The organism is Labilibaculum sp., assembly GCF_963664555.1.
Lineage (GTDB): Bacteria > Bacteroidota > Bacteroidia > Bacteroidales > Marinifilaceae > Labilibaculum.
This window is the reverse complement of sequence record NZ_OY761461.1, coordinates 2,389,154-2,412,182: the sequence shown is the minus strand read 5'-3', so window position 1 is coordinate 2,412,182 and position 23,029 is coordinate 2,389,154. Positions and strand designations below refer to the sequence as shown.

The window sequence follows — 23,029 nt, the reverse complement described above, 5'->3', positions numbered from 1 at the left end:
ATTGATATGACTAAAATAGAAATAGAAGCAGAACTAAAACAAATTTGTCCATCTCTTCGCCTGGGCATTATTCAATGCAGGGTAAATACGAAAGAAGAATGCACAGATCTTTGGCAGACAATAAATGAAAGCACAATAAACATTCAAGAGAAACTGGCAATTGCCGGTATTAAAGATATTCCAAGTATAAATAGTTCAAGAAAAGGATATCGGGCAGTTGGAAAAGATCCCAGCAGGTACCGCTTGTCAGCAGAATCTCTGTTACGAAGAATTGTAAATGGGAAAGGTCTGTACAAAATAAATAATGTAGTGGATTTATTAAACTTGGTGTCTATAAAAAGTGGATTTTCAATTGGAGGATACAATGCTGACAAAATAGAAGGTGTTGTCCGCTTTGGAATTGGAAAAGCTGACGAAACCTATGAAGGAATCGGACGAGGCATTTTAAATATAGACAGACTACCCATTTTCAGAGATGATCTGGGAGCATTTGGAAGTCCTACAAGCGATTCTTTACGAACCCAGATTAATGAAAATTGTCAAAACTTTCTCATGATCATTATTAGTTTTCAGGCTGAGAAAGCTCTGCCTGAAGCAATGGATTTAGCAATTGCTCTATTAAAAAAACATGCAGAGGCTGAAGAAATTCAATCAATGATATTATAATTAAAAAAGCCTGCAGAATAGTTTTGCAGGCTTTACTTTTATTAATCTGTATTGTAATATTTATTACTGAAGCACAAAATTTATTACAACGGAGTAAGAAACTTTCACTGGCTTTCCCCTCTGCTTACCTGGTTCAAATTTGGGTAAATTTCGAATTACACGCAGAGCTTCCTGATCCAATGAAGGGTCAATTCCCCTAAGCAATTCTATTTTTGAAATACCACCATCTTTTCCCACCACAAAACTAACATAGACTCTTCCTGTAATATTGTTTTCCTGTGCAATAACAGGGTATCTGATACTCGAATTTATGTATCTATACAGTTCCAAATTACCTTCAACATTGTTTTTACAGATATCAGGCCTAAATATTGGCATTTCCTCAACAATAACAAAAATTTTCATTTCATCGTCAACCTCCTCCTCAACAAATACTTCTTGTGGAGCGATTTCAAATTCAGTTTCCTGACTAAGGTTCTCCTCAACGATTTCAATTTCTGTTTCCAATTCAGTATCGTCCTCAACAATATTTATAACATCGGTTAATTGAAGTTTGGGTGGTAGTTTGGGTTTCTCTTTAATTTCTTCTTGCCGGGTGATTGGAATTATTTCTTCATCCAATTTTAAATCAACCAAATTTCTAATTTCAACGACCTCTCTTACTCTTGTTGGCCATTCAAAAGATATAAAAGTTAATGCTAAGGCCACCACCAAACCAATTTCAAAAAACAATGATTTTCGTTTTTCCAAATCAGCATTTGGACTCTTTTTGGGAATCATAGCTAAACATTTTAAATATTTAAAGTAGAGTATCAGTAATGACAAAAACCAAACATCACCAAAAACCTCTAATAATGTTTAGCTTAAGTCCTCATAAGAGGATGAGTTCAAAACACGTTTTATACCTAAATATACGAATTTCAGCTGTAATAGTTGCAAACTTCCATGGACTTATGTACAACGAAAACTTATTGCAAAACAAAATTAATATAACCAGAAAACCATACCGGCACTTTTTTATTAAATTGTTTGCCAGGCTTAAATTTTGGTAAATTTTGTACCACACGAACAACTTCTTCATCCAATAAAGGATCCACTTTACGAATCATCTGAATATTTGATATGTCTCCATTTCTTGTTACAACAAATTTCACATATACTTTACCCTGAATACTTGACTCTTGGGCTGCTATTGGATACCTAACCATTCTTTGCATCGTAACAAACAAATCTTTGCACCCCTCTTCGTAAGTTTTATTTTTTTGAGGATTAAAAATTGGCATTTCCTGTACGCTTACAAAAGGATTTACTTCATCAACAATTTCTTCTGTGTAAACAGGCTTGTAGTCTACTGCTGCATTTGGATCATCGGCTGATTCCTCAGGTATATATTCCTCTTCCGGCTCTTCTTCGATTACCAACAAGTCAATCAAATCTATTTTCCTTACTTTTGGCGGCTCCGTTTTTTTCTCCGGTTCACAAAAAGTTACCGGTGTCAATTCTTCCATATCATCAATTGTATCATATACGACATCTTCCGGTTCATTCATATGAACTTTGTATTCGAAGGCCATCAGCACAAATAAGAAACTAATTAAGAAACCAAATTGCAAAAACAGCACTCTTTTCTTCTCTAAATTATATCGGGGATTCTTTTTTACTTGCATAATCATGAATTTTTTGGTGAAACATTTAATGGTTTTCATTCGTTCGTAAACTAACCTTTTAGTTATACGGTTGTAAAAAAAACCTATTGCAGTACAAATGAAATGTATCCACTGAACCAAACACTTACAGGTCTGTTTCTTTGCATTCCTGGTTTAAATTTTGGCAGGTTTTGCACAACACGAATTGCTTCTTTATCCAGAGAAGGATCAACAGGCCGCATTACTTGAATCTGTTCGATATTTCCTGTTTTTGTAACTACAAATCGAACATACACCTTTCCTTCAATTCCATTTTCCTGAGCCACGATAGGATATTTGGTCATTTTCTGCATGGTTACAAACAAATCTTTTAATCCCTCATCATAGGTATTATTCTTTTTAGGATTAAATATTGGCATTTGCTCAACCCTTACGAATGGCACATCTTCAACATCTTCCTCTATTTCCTCTTTCACATCCGCAATAACATAGGAATCATCTTCACTAATATCAGAATCTTTAATATCAAGATCAGGTACATCATCATCATCTTCTACTAAAGTCAGTTCAGTTAAAAGCATCTCTTTAATTTTAGGAACTTCTTTGGGCTGAGGTTTGTCCTGCACGGTTATAGGAATAATTTCGTCCATTTCTTCAAGAACATCAAAATCTAAATCTGCCGTTTGCCCAACTGGGGTTTTATACTCAAAAGCCATTAATACTATTATAAGACTTAAAAGGAATCCGATTTGTAAAAATAAACCTCGTTTTTTTTCCAAATCATAGCGGGGGTTTTTCTTAACTTCCATAATAAAGGTTTTTTGGTTAGACAATATAAATTGGTTTGGTTTTATTCCTAAGAATTTAGTTTTACAACTAAATTCTTAGTTAATATACGTAAAAAAATTTATTAGTTCAAAGCAAAACGTATCGGAATTGTATATTTAACCTCAACTTTTTTTCCATGCTGCTCGCCAGGCACCCAATTAGGCATGCTATTAATAACTCGTAAGGCTTCCTTATTTAGTTCAACATTTGCTCCCTTTATTACTTTCGCTTTTGCAACACTTCCGTCGGTTTTTACAACAAATTGAACAAAAACCTGTCCTTCGTAGCCTTGTTCTGCTGCCAAAACCGGATATTGAATTTTTCTTGCGATGTATTTTCTCAAATTACCATTTGCCTCAATAAACTGTGGCATTTTCTCTACTACAACATATTCTTTGTTCCTAATCACATTAGTTTTAAGAACATTTTCCAGATGATAATCGGATGAATTCTTAATTCTTGAATACAATGGATCTGGTGAATCAACAGGCTTATCGATTAAATCTTTTAGTTGAAAATTAATAGGAACAGTATATGCAATATTTACAAATTCTCCATCTTTCTTTCCCGGATTCCATTTAGGAAGAGATGATACAACCCGCAAAGCTTCACGATCTAATAAAGGATTAACTTTTCTTGCCAAAGCTGCATTAATAACTCTACCATCTTTACTAACCACGAAAGAAACAAACACCCTACCTTCAATCTGCTTAGTTTGAGCAAGCTTAGGATACTTAACATGTTTTGCCAAGTATTTTTGAAGAGCGATTACACCTCCTGGAAAAACAGGTATTTCATCAGCTATGGTCTTTATCTCTTCAGGGTTGATTGTTTCTTTATACTCCAGCTTATTAATTTTGTGGGTGACTAATTGCGGCGGAAATTCATTTTTCGTTTCGGAATAGAAATTTACCGGTTCACTTCGTAAGGACGAAAATAAATTCAAATCCATTGGCAATAACTCTTTAAAAGAGAAATCTGAAACTAATTTTTCTTCCTCCTTGATCGTAAAAGCAAAAGCAGATAACAGAACCACAAAAATTGGTATAATCAACAGAAGTTTAACCAAAGCAATTCTTGGTGTTTTTATTCTGCCCAACATCGAGATTCGTTTTTTTAGTGTAGACTGACCAAAGTTATTTGCTAAACGAAACAAATCACCACCTGCAAATTGATTCACAATATGCATTTTGTATTCGTTCGCATTCACTGCTCCATTTACAACCTTATCATCAGCTAAATATTCATGCACCTCCTGAATTGAGGATTTATAAAACCAAACGACAGGATTCAGCCAATAAATTACTGTGAGAATTTCAATTATCAGCAAATCGAAGGTGTGAAGTTGATCGACATGCACCCTTTCATGAGCCAATATAGAGGTAAAATTTGCTTTCTGGTAATCAGTCTTACTTATAAAAACAGAATTTAAAAAAGAAAAAGGAGGATAATTATCATTCATGATCACCAGCCGAAGTCCCTTTTCACGCAGAATCCTACTGCTTTTTGTCCAGGAAAATAATTGAAATAAATTTTTAAAAAACCGAATCGAAAAAAGGAATACTCCTAAAATATAAACTGCACCTAAATATTGATACCAGGTAAAAGCTTTTTTCACTGTTGCTGTAACAACAACCTCTTCGAGAATGTTGCTGTTTAAATATTGCTGTGAAGCTAAAACCACCGCATCTAATACATGAAATGAATTTTCTACAGTACTCTTTGGTTCGGGTTGAAAAGGAATTTCCAATGTTGGAATTAATATTGAGGCAAGCAATGTAAGCAAAAGAAACACGCGGTTAATCCTAAAAAAGGTATCCCTTTTTAGAAACAACCAATACAAAGCATAAAAAAATGCCATGCATATTGCCGATTGCAAAAATATAAGATTATGCCTGTAACCATTTACTATTAGCTTATCTACTTTGCTTTTTTATTTGCTCTTCAACCATTCTTTTCACCTCTTCCAATTCCGATAAACTCACTTGCTCTTCCTTAGCAAAAAATGAAACCATATCACGGTAAGAGTTCGAGAAATAATTACGAACGAAGCCTTTCATAAATTTTCGGGTATATTCCTTTTTTCCCATTAAAGGAAAATACTGATGACTTTTACCATAAGCAATATGACTCACAAAACCTTTCTTTTCAAGTATTCGTGTAATGGTGGATATGGTATTGTAAGCAGGTTTAGGTTCAGGTATTTTCTCTATAATTTCCTTCACAAATGCATTTTCAAGATCCCACAAGATTTGCATCACTTGTTCTTCTGCCCGGGTTAATTCTTTCATTAATTTTATTTTAGGATATTTTCTAGACATAAATATATAACTATAAGCTTAGTTTTACAAGTACTAGATAACACATTATTGCCACAAAACAATAATTCACTACTAATCAAATAAATACTTTGTGAATTCTAGCCAATTTGAAATGAATCTGCATCCAAATGAACCGGAAATTTCCTTCTGAATTCATTCAATTCATCTAAATTTAATTGTAGAGTTACAATTTCTTCGGTGTGATCGGAACATTTCCCAACAAGACGGCCTTTTGCGTTAAAAAGAGTTGAATCTCCGGCGTAAGAAAGTCCTAAACCATCAATTCCTATTCTATTTACTCCCACAACAAACGACTGATTTTCAATTGCCCGTGCTTTTAAAAGCGTATTCCAAATATCTCTGCGTGCTTCGGGCCAGTTGGCAACATACAACAAAATATCATAATCATTCATATTACGGCTCCACACCGGAAAACGTAAATCATAACAAACTAAAGGACAGATTCGCCATTTTCCCAGATTAAAGACAATCCGATCATTCCCATTTGCAAAGTGGTGATGCTCCTCTCCCATCCTAAACAAATGACGCTTATCATACGAACAAATAATTTTCCCGCCATCAACACAGTACAAACGATTAAAATAGTCGCCATTTTCCTCTTCAATTATACTTCCAAGAAGAACAGCATTTAATTCTTCGGCTTGATTTTTCATCCAGTCAAGAGTCATCTTAGCTTTTGGCGAAATCAGATTTTTATCTTCCATCATAAAACCTGACGAAAACATCTCAGGCAAAACAATTAAATCGGTCTGATTCTTTAGTGGCAAAAGCAGATTCGAAATTTTATTCAGATTTCCTTCCACATTTCCCCAAACCAATTCCAACTGTACTAAACTGACTTTTAGAGTATCGGACATTTTATTCTTTTGGTTACAAGCCGGTTGTAAAATTCTCTGGATATTTAGGCTTACAATTGATATACTTGCTTTTAATCGTTATCATATCCTTCTCTACATCACCTGTTGGATAAAAAGCCTCACCACAAGTTAAGGTTTTTTCCTCGTAGTTAATTTCAGCCAAATAAATAGGAACATTTGCCTTTAGTGCAATATAATAAAAACCCTTTTTCCACTCAGAACGAAGGCTGCGGCTCCCTTCCGGTGCAATTGACAAATACAAAGACTCACGACTTGCAAATTCCTTAGCCAATTCATCCGTCATATTTCCTTTCACTGAACGATTAACAGGAATTACTCCCCACGATTTCCAAATGTACTTAAGAGGAAATACGAACATCTCCTTTTTCATTAAAACTTTTATAGGAATATTATAAGATAATAAAGCAAGCTTTCCCCAAACAAAATCCCAGTTTGAAGTATGCGGAACCGCAATCACTACAGCCTTCTTAACCTGTGGAATATCCCCAATATATTTCCACCCAAACAATTGCATTAGTAATTTGCTAATTTTAGCTTTCATCGTCTCCAGAATTTGATCATGATGCAAAACAATCAATTCTTTACTAACAAAACAACAGCAATTCAATTTATTTTAACAGAAAAATATCTTGTGAAGCTCCATGAATCCAATAAAAACTATTATTTTGTAAAAATACAAGATAACCTTTAAGATTAATTCCAACCCCATAAATCATAATTATTTTGACTTTCATACAAAAAGACGCTCTCTTTTCTGGTAAATGGTTCTATAGCTATACCATTATAATTTTAGGTGCATTTGCTGTTGCCGCCGGCTTTGTTTTTTTTATTATTCCTCACGGAATTGTACCTGGCAGCGTCTATGGCTTAGGTATTGTTATTAACAAACTAACAATCGGATTATTTCCTCATGGCATTTTTGGTACATTGAATCCTGCTGATTACGATGGATTTTTCTCAGGTATACTCTATCAATTCATGAATTATTCGAATGACTTGTTTCGAAAATACGGTGGAGGAATTCCAGTTGGATTAGCTAGTTTGGCTATAAACATTCCTTTGTGCTTTATTGGTATAAAATTATTAGGTCCTCGTTTTGGCATTAAAACCTTTATCTCATTCATTTTATGCGCATTATTTATAGATATTGTAAGCACCTGGTGGGGATTTATTCCATTGGTAGATGATGTGTTGCTATCCTGTATTTTCGGAGGGATCTTTATTGGTTTTGGTTTAGGTCTGATAATTAAAGCCAAAGCGAGTTCTGTCGGGACAGACATTATTGCCATGATTGGCGCAAAATATACCGGACTTCCACTTGGACAGCTTGTAATTTATGTTGATTCCCTGATCATTTTAAGTAGTTTGTACATTAAAATAGATTGGCAAATTCCATTGTATTCATGGATCGTACTTTTTATTATTGGAAAAGTTACTGATATCACCTTACAGGGCTCTACTTACGAAAAAGCCTTATTTATTATTTCTGATAAATATGAAGAAATCAGAGCCAAAATCACCGATGATTTCCATCTAAACGGCACGATCATAAAAGGCAATAGAACGCTTGATTTAAAGGAGAAATCAATAATATTTATTGTTGTAAACAGAAGAGAATTATCGATGTTGCAGGATTACGTACACTCTATTGACCCAATCGCTTTTGTTTCTGTAATGGAGACAAATGAAATTTTAGGCAAAGGGTTCAAATCACTTAATGATCGTTTGGAATAAAATCAACAAATTTAACTTTAATTACTTATGAAGGATTTAATAAAATTACTTAGCCAGCACAAAGATATTGCTTTAGCAACAGTTAATGACCAAGGAAATCCTAAGGTGAGAATCTTTCGAATTATGCAATTAAATGAACAGGAACTGTTCTTTTCTACAGCAAAAAACAAAGAAGTATATCTGCAATTAAAGGAAAAACCAAAAGTTGAAATGGTGAGCTGGCATGATAAGGTTTCCATTCGTGTGGCAGGCACAGCCCTATTTGATGTACCTGATGAAATGCAGCTGAAAATATTTGAAGACAGTAAAGTTCTGCAAGAGATCTACCAATCGGTTGACAATCCAAATTTAACTTTCTTTAGAGTAAAAATGGAATGGGTCGAATTATTTGATTTGAATTCAATTCCTCCCCGAAGAGAATTTTTCGATGAAGCAGACATAACCTCTACTTTATAATTGTCATAAGTTTTTTAATTTCTCACTTAAAAATTCTCGAAAAAGAACTTCTCCAATTCCTGTTCTGTATTTCTTTTATTTTCAGAAACAATTGATCAGAACAGTTGGATGGCATGGCTGAATTACCCATTTTTAAGAACAATTGAAAAAGCTCTCTGTCAGCTCCTGTTACATCAGACAAATCCATTCTCGAAAAATACAGTCGAAGCTGTTCTTCTTCTTTTAGTGTTGACTTGCCTGAATAATATTTAAATAAAACTTCATTATTTTTCAAATCTGCAAAAGTACCATTAGAATTTATTCTTGCTCTGATTGCCTTCCTAACCACAGACAAAATAGATTGCACATTATTTATTCCCAAGTCCACTACAATAGAGATATCATCCATTCGTAACCTCACCATAGAACGCAAACACATTACTTCGGCCTGTACCGGTGATAAATCCTGAGTTAGAAGACAGAAACGATTTAAAACCGGATCGGTATCAGCTAATAAATTATTTGTGTAAACCAGAGACATTCTTTTTTCACAACCATCGGTTTTAAGTCTTGCCAACTTTCTTGCAATCTTAAACACATAAATCATATCGGTATGGCTAAATTTCTTTCGCTCTTTCCAACATTCCTCAATTGTTGAACTTACCACCTCAAGAGTTTCCTCCTGATTTCTCAATAGGCAATATACGTAATAGTAAATCTTATCCGAATTGGAGAAGATAAATGTATTAAAATGTGATTTATCCATTTAGTCTATTTAGCAGCAGTATTGGTTACGGTGAACCATGTATCAAAACAATGCCGTATACTGGTATTTCCTGTAAAAGTTACTCCAAAAAAAAATGTGCACTTACGAATAAATACACATGTCTCTTTTTATTTCTATTTCAAAGGAGAATCAGGCTCTTTAGCCATATGATTGTAAGTTAGTTTTTCCAATAATGAAGGAAGCCATTTTTTTAGCCATACGGTTAATTTCCCTTCCATAAATGTCATAATCAGTTCACTTTTTCTCTTTACTACTGCATTGGCAATTAAACGGGCACATTCCTCGGCGCTCATCATTTTACTTTCGTCGCGGGGGGTTTCACCCTGCATTGATCCATCAGCCGTTAAGGCCACATTCCGAACATTTGATGCTGTAAAACCAGGAGCTGCAACCAATACATGCACGCCGGTTTTTAGGTTTTCGACCCGTAAGGTATCCAGAAATCCACGAATGGCATATTTTGATGCCGAATATCCCGATCTGGCAGGCAAACCAATATAGCCCGCAATTGAAATTACTCCTACAACAGATCCTTTTGATTTGGTAATATATGGTATTGCAAATTTGGTACAGTAAACAGTTCCCCAAAAATTAACATCCATTAAATTTTTGATAACCGACAAATCCAAATCGGTAAAAAGAGCCCGCATCGAGATGCCTGCATTGTTTATCAGTACATCAACTCCACCAAATCGATTTACGGTCTCTGTGATCAGATTTTTACAATCTTCTTCAACACTTACATCCGTTTTAACGGTTAAAACTTCATTTCCCAAAGCCAGAATACTTTCTTCCACTTCTTTTAGCTTTTCGAGGTTTCTTGCGGCCAAAACAATTTTCGACCCACGGGAAGCAAATTCTAAAGCCAATGCCTTTCCTATTCCAGAAGAAGCTCCTGTAATCACAACAATTTTTTGTTTCATGAAAGAGGTATATTAACAGATTATAAGTAGCAGGAAGTAATTCCTGTCATTTTTTCGACGACTACAAATTTAAAAATATTTTAATGTATTGAAATTTTTAAACAGTAAAATCAAGTTTGGTGGCTGATTAATCCCAAATTTACTCCCATCGATTCTCTTGATAAAGCAGCTCCTTAGAACAAAAAACAGGCCATTATCATAAGGAATTTAGGACTATTAAAAAAAAATGATCTTTTTTCTTACTATTATTTCCTTCCACTATCAAATTACGAACCAATACAATAAAGCAAAGCGACCTCACTTCCACTTGGAAAATATAGATATTTCTGCCATTTTCAGTTTGCGATTTCCATTTAATCACTCTATATTTGCATCGCTTTAAAAAACAAAGTTTATCTGATTCCTTAGCTCAGCTGGTAGAGCACATCACTTTTAATGATGGGGTCCTGGGTTCGAACCCCAGAGGGATCACAAAGACAACCAAAGTCTTCAAAAAAATAAGGATGATTCCTTAGCTCAGCTGGTAGAGCACATCACTTTTAATGATGGGGTCCTGGGTTCGAACCCCAGAGGGATCACTAAAGACAACCAAAGTCTTCAAAAAAATAAGGATGATTCCTTAGCTCAGCTGGTAGAGCACATCACTTTTAATGATGGGGTCCTGGGTTCGAACCCCAGAGGGATCACTAAAGACAACCAAAGTCTTCAAAAAAATAAGGATGATTCCTTAGCTCAGCTGGTAGAGCACATCACTTTTAATGATGGGGTCCTGGGTTCGAACCCCAGAGGGATCACAAAGACAACCAAAGTCTTCAAAAAAATAAGAATGATTCCTTAGCTCAGCTGGTAGAGCACATCACTTTTAATGATGGGGTCCTGGGTTCGAACCCCAGAGGGATCACAAAGACAACCAAAGTCTTCAAAAAAATAAGGATGATTCCTTAGCTCAGCTGGTAGAGCACATCACTTTTAATGATGGGGTCCTGGGTTCGAACCCCAGAGGGATCACTAAAAAACCACCAAATTGCTTTGGTGGTTTTTTTATGTCCGAAAACGAAGTCCATCCTGCCCCACTACGCAAATTACACATTTATTATTAACACATCAATTACTCTTACTTATGTTATTTTTTTGCTTTCACCTCACATAAACTCTACTAAAAAGAATATCTTATGTTTTGACCCCTGATATCCTAGAGTTTTATTCTATTTTTTAATTTTCATTTTTATAGAGCGATTTAGGCTCTGTCAAAATTTAATAATACTAAGCTATTTTCCCTAGCTTTTTAATTAAATGCTGATCCTGCTTCCACTTTTCATTTGGAGTAATTCTCCCAAGTAAACCATGTAATCTTTCACTATTATAGAATGGCACATATCTTTTTATAATCTGCTGTATTTCACCGAAAGTACGATAATCGACTCTGTCAAAGATATCTCTCTTTAAAGTACCATGATATGCTTCAATATGCGCATTTTCTTCAGGTGTTGCCACGTGAGTAAATTCTTGTTCAAACCCGACTAAATGAATGTAATCTCTCACATTACGAGCAATAAACTGACTTCCATTATCAGATCTGATTATCAGAGATTCTGGAGTTGGATATTCATCGACAATTGTTGATAATAATTCAATCACCTCTTTTTGCTTTACATTGAATGCAAAAGTATAACCTAATATTTTTCTAGTATGAACATCAATTACCGATAAAAGATAAGCGTTCTTTCCCATATTGGGAATCCAAATCATCTTGATATCCATTTCAAGACACTCCATAGGATGGCTTGTGTGAACCTTCCTAAATCTTACGAACTTGCGCCCACCACCACTTCTTTTAATTCTTGAATTAGGCTTTAAAAGTCCTGTATTACTCATTATTCTGTACACTTTCTTGTGATTGATCTTATAACCCTTACGCTGAAGATACTTTGTCATTATTCGATAACCACAATCAATAAACTCATGCTCCAATACGCCTTTTATAGCTTCTACAACAGTCCTTTCTTCAACCAGGCCATCGTTACTATGCTTGGTTTGCTTGCTAGGCAAAACACCTTTTCTGCCATTTAACTTCTCTTTATAGTAATAACTACTCTCAGAGAGTCCTACATACTTTAACAAATCTTTGATACTTGCAGTATATTTTTCGAAGAAACGATCTACTAGATTTTTCTTGGATCGTCTGTTCCAAACTTTTTTTTTTAGAAGCTCTTTCTGAATTTCCAATTCTATTTCCCGGTCTGCTAAAAGCTTGCGTAGAATCCGAATCTCTTCCTCTGCTTTCTTCATCTCTGGACTGCTGTTATCATATTTAACTCTTAAGCCAGCTTCTCCCTTAGTATCGAACTTCTTTTTCCAATTATAGAAAGATCCAGTACTAACATTATACCTTCTACAAACTTCTACTACATTACCAGTTTCTGCCTCGCTTAAAATGGCTAGTTTTTCTTCTAATGTCCAACGTCTTTTCATACCCTAAATTTAACTGTTTTAAATCTGAAATTTTACTCCAGTCTTTTTAGGGGCTAAACTATCTTAGTTGGGTTTTAAAAAGAACTGTATCTATAAATAATATAAATGAGAATCCATTTTGAAGAACTAAAAAAATCAATTTTTCAGAAAGATGAAAACCATACTTTTCTTAAAAAATACAAGGTCGATTATGACGAAAGATATGTATGGGATTAATATGCCGCCCTTTCAGTGCTTTTCCGTTTTCGAAGGATTAAAATCCATCGTTATTATATTTTGTCCTTTCAGGACATAACAACAACTTACAAACACGCACAGATAAGTAAGCAAAATACATTTATATAAAAAATGGAAATAATTAACAAATATTTGAATAATGAAAATTACTATGGACATTTAGTTTATGGCTCTCATATTGATGAAGTAACAGAAATTTACAATAACACTTTATTGATACCAATGAAATCATTGTATCACCATCATTACGTTGACTATATAAAATATTTTTTTGAAACTTTTACGTTTAAATATGATAAAAACAATACAGACACTTTTAATAAAGATTACTCAGACAATGTACCTATTTGTTTTATTATTCATAAAACAGATTTGAGTGAGATAAATATTCCAGACTTTGAAAATGAATGTATTGAATCTATTGAATTAGCAATAATTTCTCCCGATTTAGCAAAAAACATATTTCTGTTATTTCAAGAAAAAACCTTTAATTTGATCTATACAACATTGACCATTTGTTCCGTTATTCATTGGATTTATTGCATAAAGTTTTGGTATAAATATGATAGATATTCTAAGGCGATTTTTCCATTAATATTTCCACATTATATATATGCACCCTTTTATTATTATCAAGTGAAAATCAAAAAAAGAACTTTAAAAGGAAAAATTATTGAGAAAGAACCTGAAAATTCAAATGAAGATTTAAGTATTACTGATATAGAATTTGTTGAATTGACAAGAAAAAATATTTTCGGAGTGATTGATTTGTGGACATCAAAAAAGAGTCAGCTTGATTATCAAAAAAACGTACCGATTGCCCAAGTTTCATCTGAATTGTTTTGCCAGTGGGAAGATTTATATTTTCCAGATTCGGACGATTTTAGTCAGTCTTTTAATATTGAAGAATTGGAAATACTATCAGAATTCGATAAAGTATTGAATGACACGGTTGTTAAAACACATCAAAACCTCCCTGAGATTGAAGAATTTATTGAAACAGAGGAATGGAAGGAAATGAATAAAAAAGCGATTGAGATAAAGAAAGAATTAAATACGGTTGGCAACAACTAAGCATTTGTAAATCCACAAGCTTTTAAAACATCTTTTATTGCAGGCGACTATAGTTATTAAGAATACCAATACCATAAAAACACTACCCGTAACTTCTCTACTGACAATACATTACATTCTCTTTGTTAATAATATCCAACGGCATATACTGATGCAAAGGAACATCTGTTTTTAAAACAATGTTTTTGTACAAAGACTGCATGCCTAAATAGCCTTGCACTTTAGGCTTTTGATGAATCAGATAATCGATAGCTCCACTATTTAGCAATCGTAAGTTTGATTTCAGTAAATCGTATCCCACAACCCGCAATTGATTTGTTTCTTTGAACTGGATCAACTGCTCGGCCAGCTTATAGGTTTTTGAATTAGGAATAAAGAGATGAACCGGATTTTCATGTTTCAAGAGTACATTCAAGAAATCATCGGCAGTAATCTGATCTTTTTCGAGGTTTACTTCATGAATATTTACATGACTGATCTGATTTTCGTCGAAATAACTTCGAAAGCCTTCTATTCTATTTTTAATGATTTGCTCTTTAATGTCCGATTCGCTGAAGGTGGTGATGTAAATCTCATAATCCGACAAGTATTTATCGTGCAGCAGGCAAGCTCCCAAAACGCCGCTTCGGTAGGAATCCTGACCAATAAAAGTAAGCTGTCCTGCATCAATTATATTTGAATCGACAAACACATATGGTTTTCCTTTTTCTCTTAATTTGCTTAATAAATCGGTTTGCTGATGAAATGCTGACGGTGCAATAATAAAACCATCTGCATCGGAATCCAATATCTGATTCAGCTGCTTTGCCTGAGAACCGTCGTTAGCTACAAAGCAATAGCTGGCAGTAAAGCCCATTTGTCCGAATTCTTCACAACCTTCCTCAATGCCTTCTTTAAGCATCAGCCAATAATTGTTTTCCTCGGGCAAGATTACCGAAATCCGATAGGTCTTATTTAGCTTTAAATGACGCGCCATTACATTGGAGGAATAATTCCCTTCTTTGGCAATTTTGAGCACTTTATCGCGGGTTGCTTCTGCCACACGTCCCCTATTGTGCAAAACTCTATCGACAGTACCAATTGATACATCTGCCTTTCGGGCTATTTCTTTTATTGTAATTCGATTCACCATCTGAAAAAAACTTCTGTTTATTATGCAAATGTAGGCACAATATACTATATTTGTCCCGAAGTGTTAACGTACACGCAAAATATATCCTTTATTCGTAAAGGTTTTTTTAATAAAATTTGCGGTAACGTTACCGCAAATAAATTGAATCGCAATTTCTTCACATTTATTTTTAAAAATTAAGTTATGAGACAGTTAAATAGAGAAACAGTACCATCACAAGAATTACCGATTAAAATTCTTCAATTTGGAGAAGGAAATTTTTTGAGAGCCTTTGTTGATTGGATGATTGACATCATGAATAAAGAACACAATTACAATTCGGGTGTGGCTATTGTTCAACCAATTGAATTTGGTATGACTGATCTTCTAAGAAAACAAGATAATCTATATCATCATATTTACCGCGGACTAAAAGACGGAAAAGCAATCAGCGAAACCAGACTGATCTCCTGCGTACAAAAAGCAATCAACCCATTCGAACAAAAGAAAGAATACGATGATTTGGCAATTCTGAATGAATTGGAATTGGTGATTTCGAACACAACCGAAGCTGGTATTGTTTTTAAAACGGACGACTGTCCTAAAGATGGCGAACTTGCTGCTACTTATCCTGGAAAATTAACGCAGCTTCTTTTGAGTCGATTTACTCATTTTAATGGCGACACTGCAAAAGGATTGAAATTTATTCCTGTTGAATTGATCGACAAAAATGGCGAGAAGCTTAAAAAAGCGATTTTAGACTATGCCAAATTATGGGATTTATCGGAAGAGTTTACTCAATGGGTTGACAAATCCAATTATTTTGCAAATACTTTGGTAGACCGTATTGTTCCAGGATATCCAAAAGACGAAATTGACGAAATCAAAAAATCAATCGGTTTTGATGACAATTTAGTAGTATCCTCTGAAATTTTCCACTTGTGGGTAATTGAAGGATGCGAAGAAATTCAAAAAACTTTTCCTGCTGACAAATGTGGCTTGAATGTGATCTATACAAAAGATTTATCGCCTTACCGCACCCGAAAAGTTCGTATTCTGAATGGTGCCCATACATCAATGGTTCCTGTTGCTTTACTAAACGGTATTGAAACAGTTCGCGAATCGGTTGAAAGCGATAATGTAGGTGAATTTGTTCGTCACATCATTTTCAATGAAATTGCACCAACTATAAATCTGCCAAAAGCAGAATTGGAATTGTACGCAACCGAGGTTTTGGAACGATTCATGAATCCATTCATTCATCATGAATTAAAATCAATCGCACTAAACTCAATATCAAAATACAAAGTACGTGTGTTGCCTTCGCTGCTTGACTCTTTAAAAACAAACAACAAGTTGCCCGAAGGATTGGTTTTGGCCTTTACCTATCTGATTAAACTTTATCTATCAGAATCTTTTACCATTCAAGACAATGAAGAAGTAATTGCCTTCTTCTCTACTCTTTCAGCCACAGCTGAAACACCGGAAGCTATCATCCGTAAAGTATTGGGCGAAGTCTCATTCTGGGATACTGATTTAAATCAAATTAACGGTTTAACAGAAATGATGACCAGTCAGTTGGAAAAATTGAATAAAGATGCAGCAATCAGCAACTTTAAATTTTAACAATCATGAATAAAGCAATCACGATAAACAGCAGCGACAATCTTGCCGTTGCTCTTACAAACCTTGCAAAAGGTGAGATTATTTGTGTTAATGATATCAATATCACTTTACAGGAAGATATTAAGGCAAAACACAAGTTTTCGATTAATGATCTTGCTGTTGGCGATGAAATGTTTATGTACGGTTTGGTTGTAGGTACAGCAAGCAAAGCAATCAATAGCGGCGAGGCAATTACCGTAAATAATACAGAACACAAGGCAACCGAATACGATCCAAATAAAACAAACGAGTTTCATTGGACCGCTCCAAATGTTGAGCGATTCAAAGATAAGACTTTCATGGGTTATCACCGGGCTGACGGACAAGTTGGCACAGCCAATAACTGGTTGGTTTTGCCTTTGGTATTTTGCGAAAACAGAAATGTTTTAACCCTGAAAAAAGCTTTTGAAAAAGTTTTGGGTAAGAAAAAGACCAATCCATACGAAAATTTAGTTCAGGATATGGCTGCCGGTTATCAATCGGGAGTTTCTTTCGAAGGATTGTCATTGGCAAAAGCAGAGGATCTTGATCAAAAACAGGTTTTCGATCAGATAAACATCAAATTCATCACTCATGAAGGTGGCTGTGGTGGTACTCGTGAGGATAGCGATAGCTTGTGCAGATTACTGGCAGGATATTTAAAAAATCCGAATGTAGCCGGAGCTACGGTATTAAGTTTGGGTTGTCAGAATGCTCAAGTAAGTATTTTACAAGAGGCCATTAAAAACCTGGATCCAAACCTGGACAAACCGGTACTAATTTTTGATCAGCAAACAATCGGAAATGAAACCGTAATGCTTGAAAAAGCCATTAAGGAAACATTTAAAGGTTTGGTTGAAGCCAATAAAATTGAACGCAAACCTGCTCCTCTTTCAAAACTAACCATTGGTTTGGAATGTGGAGGATCTGATGGATTTTCGGGTATCTCTGCCAATCCTGCCTTGGGACGGGTTGCTGATTTAATTACTGCCCTGGGCGGTAAGGCAATTCTATCGGAGTTTCCTGAATTATGCGGCGTTGAGCAAGAATTGATGAGCAGAACCGGAAATCCTGAGCACGCTGATAAATTCATAAAAATCATGCGTGCTTATGCACAAGCAGCAATTGATGCAGGATCTGGTTTTGATATGAATCCTTCGCCTGGCAATATAAAAGACGGCCTGATTACTGATGCGATGAAATCGGCAGGAGCTTCAAAAAAAGGAGGTTCTTCTCCTATTAATGATGTGCTGGACTATACCGAATACGTAAAACATGATGGTCTTAGTTTGCTGTGCACACCAGGTAACGATGTTGAATCGACAACCGGATTGGTTGGATCTGGTGCCAATGTAGTTTTGTTTACTACAGGTTTGGGAACACCTACGGGTAATCCTGTTGCTCCTGTGCTAAAAGTTTCTTCGAATACTGAGCTATCTAAAAAAATGTCGGACATTATCGATATCAACGCTGGTGTTGTTATTGATGGTACTCAAACTTTAGATGAATTGGGAGAAAGCATGTTGGAGCATATTATAAAAGTTGCCAGCGGAGAAATTGAATGCAAAGCAGATCAATTGAATCAGGAAGATTTTATTCCCTGGAAAAGAGGTGTGTCTTTGTAAGATTTACCAGCTTAAATCGTTTATTATAAACCCGTAATACTCAATCGTAATAATTTTACGATACCACAATAAAACCCGATTGCCAATGCATTTTGCATGAACAATCGGGTTTTTCATTTACAACGACTAAACTAAATTGTATTATTTGAATGTTCGGGGCTTTACTGTTGCTTTGATGCTTTGAATCGTTCCACTTACCAACTCAAACTCCTGTTGTAATTCTTCCTCAGTTAAAGTATTTTCTCCTTTAAATTCGAAACGTTCCCGTCCCACTCCATTAAAATAGGAGAAAACTTTACCGCTTTTTGTCTGAATTTTTAAATCGCCGACCGGCATTACAATTTCATCAAACCATAAAAAAAGAGATTGGTTTTCATATTCCGCTTTAACCACTTTAATAGAAGAAGTATCTTCAGGATTCCATTTTTGATCGAATGTCCATTCCGGAGATATTTTAGCTGCAGAGCTGGAATCAATATTATTGGCGAACCATAAATAATTACCTTTTTTACGATTACAATTGTAAAAATTGTATCTGTCCCCGTACAAGTAAGGTCTGCTTTTCTCTGGTTTATCCGGATAAAAAACATGAACAATCGATTTATCTCTCATTTCTGAAGGAAAAATACAATTCAAAAAATAGAACTGCGCATCGTAATGATGACGGGCTAAATAGAAACTATCTACTCCCATAAATTCACAGTTGCTCAATACGAATTTCTGATTTTTATTTGTTGTAGCCGCATGCCACACAGCTGCGGTATTCATCAACTCTTTAAAACTTGAGTTGGAAATATAACACCATCCCCGGGGACAAACAAAATCAACACCTCCTTCAAAACAGCAGTTGTCGTGATAATACATTCCTTCCTTATAATTCCAAAGAGAAACAGTATCGCCACCATTGCTGGTTACATTGCAATTTGTTATAATCGTGCGTGTTCCTGTACCATAAATGGTAAACGCATGAGGCCCCAACCTGGGTTGAGTGTTTCTTATGGTGAGATTATCTAAAATAATGTCATCAGCATGAATGTTGATAACCGCAGGGCCAATATAATCTCTGTTCTTTTGCCAATCTTCTCTTAGCTGAGCATATTGAATAATTGTACTGTCACGGCTTTCTCCGCGAATGGTCAGGTAATCCTGTTCTATTCGTATCTTCTCATTGTACACACCATTTTTTACAAAAATTACCAAACGCTGATAATTGTAAAATGGCAAATGATCAATTGCCTCTGTCAGAGAGATGTAATCTCCGGTTCCATCAGCGGCAACAACAATATCACCCTTATTGTCTGCAATAGCGCAGTTTGTAAAAACTGTCAACCATGCAATGATCCAGATATATTTCATTTGTTCTATTTTAAATCATTTATAAATTTTGTCACTAGCTTCTATCTACCTAAAAACAGTGTTAAGAAAATTAAGAATACAGCCATGCGCTTCTTCGAACCATGGATGAAAAAGCCAAAAAGGATGAGGTGTATTTTCAATTGTATGTACTTCGTGATACGTTTTATTCCTATCGAGGATATGAAACAAAGAATCTCTTCCGGCATGAAAACGTGGCAACGCACTGTTTATATACAATGTTGTTGGCATATATTCATCCACATAGTTAATTGGAGAGGCTTCCTTCCATAGTTCCGGATTTTCCTGATAAGTAACTCCAAAAAACAGACTTGCTGCCGATGGCTTCTTTGGATTACTTATTTTTCGGCTTTCATTTGGGTCAGTATAGTCAACAACACCATCTATATTCACCAAAGCCTGCACTCTTGACGAGTAGTTGGAGTAAACCGATTCAGGATCATCAAACTTTGTTATTCCTGCTGTAGCAGCCATAAAGCTTGCAAGTGTGGCACCCGATGAGCAACCCAATACCGCTATTTTCGTTGTGTCGATGCCATATAAATCACTATTGTGTTTTAAAAACCGAATGGCCTCCTTCAAGTCATAAATAGCTGCAGGGTATATCGCTTCCATTGATAAACGATACTCAACCGAGGCTGTCACATAACCATCAGCAGCCAACTGCTGCGCCATAGGAACCAAATGCGACTTATTGCCAGACCGCCAACCACCACCATGAATCATCATAACAACTGGTCGTTTCTGCCCGCAATCTCTGTTCGGAAGAAAAACATCCATGCGCAGCTTTCTGTTTGGTCTTATCCGGTAAACTTGATTTGGTAATGATAGAAACTCACTAGAAACAATTTCTTTAACCGGTAAAGCTTGTGGAAAATCTTTCTCTATTTTTTTCCCTGCAGAATATACCGAAAACGAAGTGTCCTTAGGAAATTCATTTTGCCCCCAACCCAATATTGGGAGCAGTAAAAAAAGAAGCGGTACTATTTTATATTTTAACATTCTTGTCATTTTCGATCAAAAATTAAAGGGCATTAAACAAATTCAGGATATCCTATCTTTAAATTCAGTGATAAGATTTCAGCATTTTGAATATTACTTTTTGCCTCCTAAATAAGAAACACCGCTGCCTGTTAGAAAATCTTCCCGAACCGGACTGAATACATCTATTAATACTCCAGGTTCCAAACAAACAGCACCATGTAACATATTGGGCTCAATATATACGCCGTCACCTACGCCAATCACCTTTTTCTCACCACCAATAGTAAACTCAAACTGACCACTTGCGCAACAGGTTGTTTGTGTATGGAAATGCTGATGAAGTGCACCAACAGCTCCTTTCTCAAATTTCACCTTCACCATCATAATTTGATTGTCGTAACCTAAAAACTGACGGGAAACACCAGCTCCTAAATCTTCCCATTCTAATTCTTCTGTCAAAATAAACTTCTCACTATTACGTTTCATACGATTATAATTTTATGTGTTTGTCATATGGAACTTACCATGAACAAATAATCATTCCTCTTCGGTCACAATTGCCTGTCATGGACGTTTCATATCTTTTTTTTAATGATTTAATTTTATAAATACCAGTCAATAAAGTTAAACACTAATTCATGGTAAACCGATCAATATCTACAAAACCTGAATCATTTATTTTATTCTTTCTTTGAGCAAAGAAACCAATTTTACTACCAATCCATCTTCCTGTATTGGCTGTGAAAGGTAAACCAACCGACTTGTAATCCAATCCATTTTCGGAATATGAAAAATGACAAATTCCCCCCTCCTCAACTTTAACTTTCAAAAACAAATCGGAAGACACGGGCTGAAAATCACCTGCATAATTCTCCTCTGATCCTTTGCGTGCATTCAAACAAGTAATCTCATTCAAAACCAATTCTCCATTTTTATTTTCTACTACTACTGACGCATAATCCTGTCCCATTATTATCAATCCGAATCTTTCGCCATCATTTAAAAGTGACAATTTCACTTTTGCGACAGCTTCAAAAGAAACAGCCGGCCATTTCTGAAGAAACAATGAAGGTACATCCCATAAATTAACAGATCCTTCAGCAGACGACTGACAATACATTCTGAAAACACCTTTCCCTGGAAAGCTTTTTCCCCAATCGAGACCAGGATTGGCATGCCATTGCCATAACAAAGAAGGTGCATCCCCATTAAATTCATCATCCATACTTTCAGGAGAAATCATCTCTGTCTGTTTAACAGCAGGCTTACGATATGTAATTACAGGCTCTCCTGTTCCGTCGCCATTAGCATCATGACCAATCACGGGCCAATTGTCCTTCCAATTCATTGGCTGCAAATGCACAACACGTCCGTAAGCTTCCTGATCCTGAAAATGAAGGAACCAATCTTCGCCACCTGCCAAACTAACCCAAGCTCCCTGATGAGGTCCGTTAATTTCTGTTTTGCCTTGACTCATAACCACCTTCGACTCATATGGTCCTGTAATATTTTTAGAACGAAGCACCAATTGCCAGCCTGTAGAAACTCCACCTGCGGGAGCAAAAATATAGTAGCATCCATTCTTTTTATAGAATTTAGGTCCCTCAACAGTTCCATTTCCATCATGACCATCGAAAACCAAAATGCCATCGTCCAACAATGCAGTTCCGTCAGGTTTCATTCGGTTAACCGCTAAAATACTTTTAATACCTGCTCTTGAACCAGCGTAGCCATGTACCAAATAAGCTTGTCCGTCTTCATCCCAAAACGGGCAGGAATCTATCCATCCTTTAGCTTCCTTAATTAAGAGTGGTTCACTCCACGGACCTTCTGCTTTTTTTGATTTCAACATAAAAATTCCAAAATCGGGATCGCCGTAAAAGATGTAAAATATTCCATTGTGGTAACGTAAAGATGGAGCCCATATGCCATTACCATGTTGTATTTTATTATAATGAGCTTCGGGCATTACTTTGGGTGAAGCATAAGCAATCAGCTGCCAATTTACCAAATCGCGGGAATGAAGAATGGGTAAACCTGGTGCACATCCAAAACTAGAAGCTGTCATGAAAAAATCATCCTCCACTCTAATGGCATCAGGATCGGAGTAATCTGCCTGAATAATTGGATTCGTATAGGTGCCATCTCCATTATCAGCACTTTTGAGTGTTACTTGAACTCCCCTGTAATCTGGAGCTGTTGTTGGTGCAGAACAAGCCGAAACCAACAAATAAATAGCTGCAAGTGCACAAATCAATTTACTTTTCAT

The 23,029-nt window shown here is 35.5% G+C and carries 21 protein-coding genes and 6 tRNA genes; 12 read left to right on the top strand and 15 right to left on the bottom strand.

The window, feature by feature from the left end:
* Positions 1-6: 6 nt before the first annotated feature.
* On the top strand, positions 7-666 hold the full coding sequence (locus ACKU4N_RS09610) for a B3/B4 domain-containing protein (RefSeq protein ID WP_321322676.1): 660 nt from the start codon (positions 7-9) through the stop codon (positions 664-666).
* Positions 667-729: 63 nt separating this feature from the next.
* Here the strand turns inward: ACKU4N_RS09610 and ACKU4N_RS09605 are convergent, their stop codons facing one another.
* The 7 genes from ACKU4N_RS09605 to ACKU4N_RS09575 all read right to left on the bottom strand — a co-directional run bounded on the left by ACKU4N_RS09605 (position 730) and on the right by ACKU4N_RS09575 (position 6,901).
* Positions 730-1,446 (bottom strand): energy transducer TonB, encoded by a 717-nt coding sequence (locus tag ACKU4N_RS09605; protein ID WP_321322675.1) that lies wholly within the window; start codon positions 1,444-1,446, stop codon positions 730-732.
* 188 nt (positions 1,447-1,634) lie between these two features.
* Complete coding sequence (locus ACKU4N_RS09600; protein ID WP_407937245.1) at positions 1,635-1,874, bottom strand: energy transducer TonB; 240 nt, start codon at positions 1,872-1,874, stop codon at positions 1,635-1,637.
* 542 nt (positions 1,875-2,416) lie between these two features.
* Positions 2,417-3,121, bottom strand: coding sequence for an energy transducer TonB (locus ACKU4N_RS09595; protein WP_321322673.1), 705 nt, complete (start codon positions 3,119-3,121; stop codon positions 2,417-2,419).
* Positions 3,122-3,222: 101 nt separating this feature from the next.
* Positions 3,223-5,001, bottom strand: coding sequence for a TonB family protein (locus ACKU4N_RS09590; protein ID WP_321322672.1), 1,779 nt, complete (start codon positions 4,999-5,001; stop codon positions 3,223-3,225).
* A 55-nt stretch (positions 5,002-5,056) separates the two neighbouring features.
* Positions 5,057-5,431 (bottom strand): BlaI/MecI/CopY family transcriptional regulator, encoded by a 375-nt coding sequence (locus tag ACKU4N_RS09585; protein ID WP_101262091.1) that lies wholly within the window; start codon positions 5,429-5,431, stop codon positions 5,057-5,059.
* 128 nt (positions 5,432-5,559) lie between these two features.
* Positions 5,560-6,339, bottom strand: coding sequence for an amidohydrolase (locus ACKU4N_RS09580; protein ID WP_321322671.1), 780 nt, complete (start codon positions 6,337-6,339; stop codon positions 5,560-5,562).
* Positions 6,340-6,352: 13 nt separating this feature from the next.
* Positions 6,353-6,901, bottom strand: a complete 549-nt coding sequence (locus ACKU4N_RS09575; RefSeq protein ID WP_321322670.1) for a 1-acyl-sn-glycerol-3-phosphate acyltransferase — start codon at positions 6,899-6,901, stop codon at positions 6,353-6,355.
* Positions 6,902-7,083: 182 nt separating this feature from the next.
* On the opposite strand from ACKU4N_RS09575, the gene ACKU4N_RS09570 reads away from it, so the two are divergent.
* Positions 7,084-8,094, top strand: coding sequence for a YitT family protein (locus tag ACKU4N_RS09570; protein ID WP_321322669.1), 1,011 nt, complete (start codon positions 7,084-7,086; stop codon positions 8,092-8,094).
* Positions 8,095-8,121: 27 nt separating this feature from the next.
* Positions 8,122-8,550 carry a pyridoxamine 5'-phosphate oxidase family protein gene (locus ACKU4N_RS09565; protein WP_321322668.1) on the top strand — a complete coding sequence of 143 codons (429 nt, stop codon included), beginning with the start codon at positions 8,122-8,124 and terminating at the stop codon, positions 8,548-8,550.
* Between the two features lie 22 nt (positions 8,551-8,572).
* Here ACKU4N_RS09565 and ACKU4N_RS09560 read toward each other — a convergent pair whose 3' ends face one another.
* Positions 8,573-9,295 (bottom strand): RNA polymerase sigma factor, encoded by a 723-nt coding sequence (locus ACKU4N_RS09560; protein WP_321322667.1) that lies wholly within the window; start codon positions 9,293-9,295, stop codon positions 8,573-8,575.
* A gap of 134 nt (positions 9,296-9,429) precedes the next feature.
* Complete coding sequence (locus ACKU4N_RS09555; RefSeq protein WP_321322666.1) at positions 9,430-10,239, bottom strand: SDR family oxidoreductase; 810 nt, start codon at positions 10,237-10,239, stop codon at positions 9,430-9,432.
* A 398-nt stretch (positions 10,240-10,637) separates the two neighbouring features.
* On the opposite strand from ACKU4N_RS09555, the gene ACKU4N_RS09550 reads away from it, so the two are divergent.
* The 6 genes from ACKU4N_RS09550 to ACKU4N_RS09525 all read left to right on the top strand — a co-directional run bounded on the left by ACKU4N_RS09550 (position 10,638) and on the right by ACKU4N_RS09525 (position 11,247).
* Positions 10,638-10,710 (top strand) — tRNA-Lys (locus tag ACKU4N_RS09550).
* A 34-nt stretch (positions 10,711-10,744) separates the two neighbouring features.
* Positions 10,745-10,817: transfer RNA gene (locus tag ACKU4N_RS09545), tRNA-Lys, on the top strand.
* A 35-nt stretch (positions 10,818-10,852) separates the two neighbouring features.
* A tRNA-Lys gene (locus tag ACKU4N_RS09540) sits at positions 10,853-10,925 on the top strand.
* A gap of 35 nt (positions 10,926-10,960) precedes the next feature.
* Positions 10,961-11,033: transfer RNA gene (locus ACKU4N_RS09535), tRNA-Lys, on the top strand.
* Positions 11,034-11,067: 34 nt separating this feature from the next.
* Positions 11,068-11,140, top strand: a tRNA-Lys gene (locus tag ACKU4N_RS09530).
* 34 nt (positions 11,141-11,174) lie between these two features.
* Positions 11,175-11,247, top strand: a tRNA-Lys gene (locus ACKU4N_RS09525).
* Positions 11,248-11,502: 255 nt separating this feature from the next.
* On the opposite strand, the gene ACKU4N_RS09520 is transcribed toward ACKU4N_RS09525, so the two are convergent.
* Positions 11,503-12,711 (bottom strand): IS3 family transposase, encoded by a 1,209-nt coding sequence (locus tag ACKU4N_RS09520; protein ID WP_321322665.1) that lies wholly within the window; start codon positions 12,709-12,711, stop codon positions 11,503-11,505.
* Positions 12,712-13,059: 348 nt separating this feature from the next.
* On the opposite strand from ACKU4N_RS09520, the gene ACKU4N_RS09515 reads away from it, so the two are divergent.
* Positions 13,060-14,022, top strand: coding sequence for a hypothetical protein (locus ACKU4N_RS09515; RefSeq protein WP_321322664.1), 963 nt, complete (start codon positions 13,060-13,062; stop codon positions 14,020-14,022).
* Positions 14,023-14,119: 97 nt separating this feature from the next.
* Here ACKU4N_RS09515 and ACKU4N_RS09510 read toward each other — a convergent pair whose 3' ends face one another.
* The gene (locus ACKU4N_RS09510; protein ID WP_321322663.1) at positions 14,120-15,154 is read right to left on the bottom strand and encodes a LacI family DNA-binding transcriptional regulator; all 1,035 of its coding nucleotides are present in this window, start codon (positions 15,152-15,154) and stop codon (positions 14,120-14,122) included.
* A 183-nt stretch (positions 15,155-15,337) separates the two neighbouring features.
* Here ACKU4N_RS09510 and ACKU4N_RS09505 point away from each other — a divergent pair, with 183 nt between their 5' ends.
* Both ACKU4N_RS09505 and ACKU4N_RS09500 read left to right on the top strand, forming a co-directional pair.
* Positions 15,338-16,759: a tagaturonate reductase gene (locus ACKU4N_RS09505; RefSeq protein ID WP_321322662.1), complete on the top strand. Its 1,422-nt coding sequence runs from the start codon at positions 15,338-15,340 to the stop codon at positions 16,757-16,759.
* A gap of 5 nt (positions 16,760-16,764) precedes the next feature.
* Positions 16,765-18,402 carry a UxaA family hydrolase gene (locus ACKU4N_RS09500; protein ID WP_321322661.1) on the top strand — a complete coding sequence of 546 codons (1,638 nt, stop codon included), beginning with the start codon at positions 16,765-16,767 and terminating at the stop codon, positions 18,400-18,402.
* A gap of 141 nt (positions 18,403-18,543) precedes the next feature.
* On the opposite strand, the gene ACKU4N_RS09495 is transcribed toward ACKU4N_RS09500, so the two are convergent.
* The 4 genes from ACKU4N_RS09495 to ACKU4N_RS09480 form a co-directional block, all read right to left on the bottom strand.
* The gene (locus tag ACKU4N_RS09495; RefSeq protein WP_321322660.1) at positions 18,544-19,758 is read right to left on the bottom strand and encodes a pectinesterase family protein; all 1,215 of its coding nucleotides are present in this window, start codon (positions 19,756-19,758) and stop codon (positions 18,544-18,546) included.
* Between the two features lie 45 nt (positions 19,759-19,803).
* Positions 19,804-20,778 (bottom strand): alpha/beta hydrolase fold domain-containing protein, encoded by a 975-nt coding sequence (locus ACKU4N_RS09490; protein ID WP_321322659.1) that lies wholly within the window; start codon positions 20,776-20,778, stop codon positions 19,804-19,806.
* Between the two features lie 93 nt (positions 20,779-20,871).
* Positions 20,872-21,246, bottom strand: coding sequence for a cupin domain-containing protein (locus tag ACKU4N_RS09485; protein ID WP_321322658.1), 375 nt, complete (start codon positions 21,244-21,246; stop codon positions 20,872-20,874).
* Between the two features lie 145 nt (positions 21,247-21,391).
* Positions 21,392-23,029, bottom strand: a complete 1,638-nt coding sequence (locus tag ACKU4N_RS09480) for a glycoside hydrolase family 43 protein (protein ID WP_321322657.1) — start codon at positions 23,027-23,029, stop codon at positions 21,392-21,394.

What these genes read in the sequence shown, in the direction of transcription:
- ACKU4N_RS09610 (WP_321322676.1), top strand. Translation starts at nt 7, where the DNA reads ATGACTAAAATAGAAATAGAAGCAGAACTAAAACAAATTTGTCCATCT.
- ACKU4N_RS09605 (WP_321322675.1), bottom strand. Translation starts at nt 1,446, where the DNA reads ATGATTCCCAAAAAGAGTCCAAATGCTGATTTGGAAAAACGAAAATCA.
- ACKU4N_RS09600 (WP_407937245.1), bottom strand. Translation starts at nt 1,874, where the DNA reads ATGGTTAGGTATCCAATAGCAGCCCAAGAGTCAAGTATTCAGGGTAAA.
- ACKU4N_RS09595 (WP_321322673.1), bottom strand. Translation starts at nt 3,121, where the DNA reads ATGGAAGTTAAGAAAAACCCCCGCTATGATTTGGAAAAAAAACGAGGT.
- ACKU4N_RS09590 (WP_321322672.1), bottom strand. Translation starts at nt 5,001, where the DNA reads ATGGCATTTTTTTATGCTTTGTATTGGTTGTTTCTAAAAAGGGATACC.
- ACKU4N_RS09585 (WP_101262091.1), bottom strand. Translation starts at nt 5,431, where the DNA reads ATGAAAGAATTAACCCGGGCAGAAGAACAAGTGATGCAAATCTTGTGG.
- ACKU4N_RS09580 (WP_321322671.1), bottom strand. Translation starts at nt 6,339, where the DNA reads ATGTCCGATACTCTAAAAGTCAGTTTAGTACAGTTGGAATTGGTTTGG.
- ACKU4N_RS09575 (WP_321322670.1), bottom strand. Translation starts at nt 6,901, where the DNA reads ATGAAAGCTAAAATTAGCAAATTACTAATGCAATTGTTTGGGTGGAAA.
- ACKU4N_RS09565 (WP_321322668.1), top strand. Translation starts at nt 8,122, where the DNA reads ATGAAGGATTTAATAAAATTACTTAGCCAGCACAAAGATATTGCTTTA.
- ACKU4N_RS09560 (WP_321322667.1), bottom strand. Translation starts at nt 9,295, where the DNA reads ATGGATAAATCACATTTTAATACATTTATCTTCTCCAATTCGGATAAG.
- ACKU4N_RS09555 (WP_321322666.1), bottom strand. Translation starts at nt 10,239, where the DNA reads ATGAAACAAAAAATTGTTGTGATTACAGGAGCTTCTTCTGGAATAGGA.
- ACKU4N_RS09520 (WP_321322665.1), bottom strand. Translation starts at nt 12,711, where the DNA reads ATGAAAAGACGTTGGACATTAGAAGAAAAACTAGCCATTTTAAGCGAG.
- ACKU4N_RS09515 (WP_321322664.1), top strand. Translation starts at nt 13,060, where the DNA reads ATGGAAATAATTAACAAATATTTGAATAATGAAAATTACTATGGACAT.
- ACKU4N_RS09510 (WP_321322663.1), bottom strand. Translation starts at nt 15,154, where the DNA reads ATGGTGAATCGAATTACAATAAAAGAAATAGCCCGAAAGGCAGATGTA.
- ACKU4N_RS09505 (WP_321322662.1), top strand. Translation starts at nt 15,338, where the DNA reads ATGAGACAGTTAAATAGAGAAACAGTACCATCACAAGAATTACCGATT.
- ACKU4N_RS09500 (WP_321322661.1), top strand. Translation starts at nt 16,765, where the DNA reads ATGAATAAAGCAATCACGATAAACAGCAGCGACAATCTTGCCGTTGCT.
- ACKU4N_RS09495 (WP_321322660.1), bottom strand. Translation starts at nt 19,758, where the DNA reads ATGAAATATATCTGGATCATTGCATGGTTGACAGTTTTTACAAACTGC.
- ACKU4N_RS09490 (WP_321322659.1), bottom strand. Translation starts at nt 20,778, where the DNA reads ATGTTAAAATATAAAATAGTACCGCTTCTTTTTTTACTGCTCCCAATA.
- ACKU4N_RS09485 (WP_321322658.1), bottom strand. Translation starts at nt 21,246, where the DNA reads ATGAAACGTAATAGTGAGAAGTTTATTTTGACAGAAGAATTAGAATGG.
- ACKU4N_RS09480 (WP_321322657.1), bottom strand. Translation starts at nt 23,029, where the DNA reads ATGAAAAGTAAATTGATTTGTGCACTTGCAGCTATTTATTTGTTGGTT.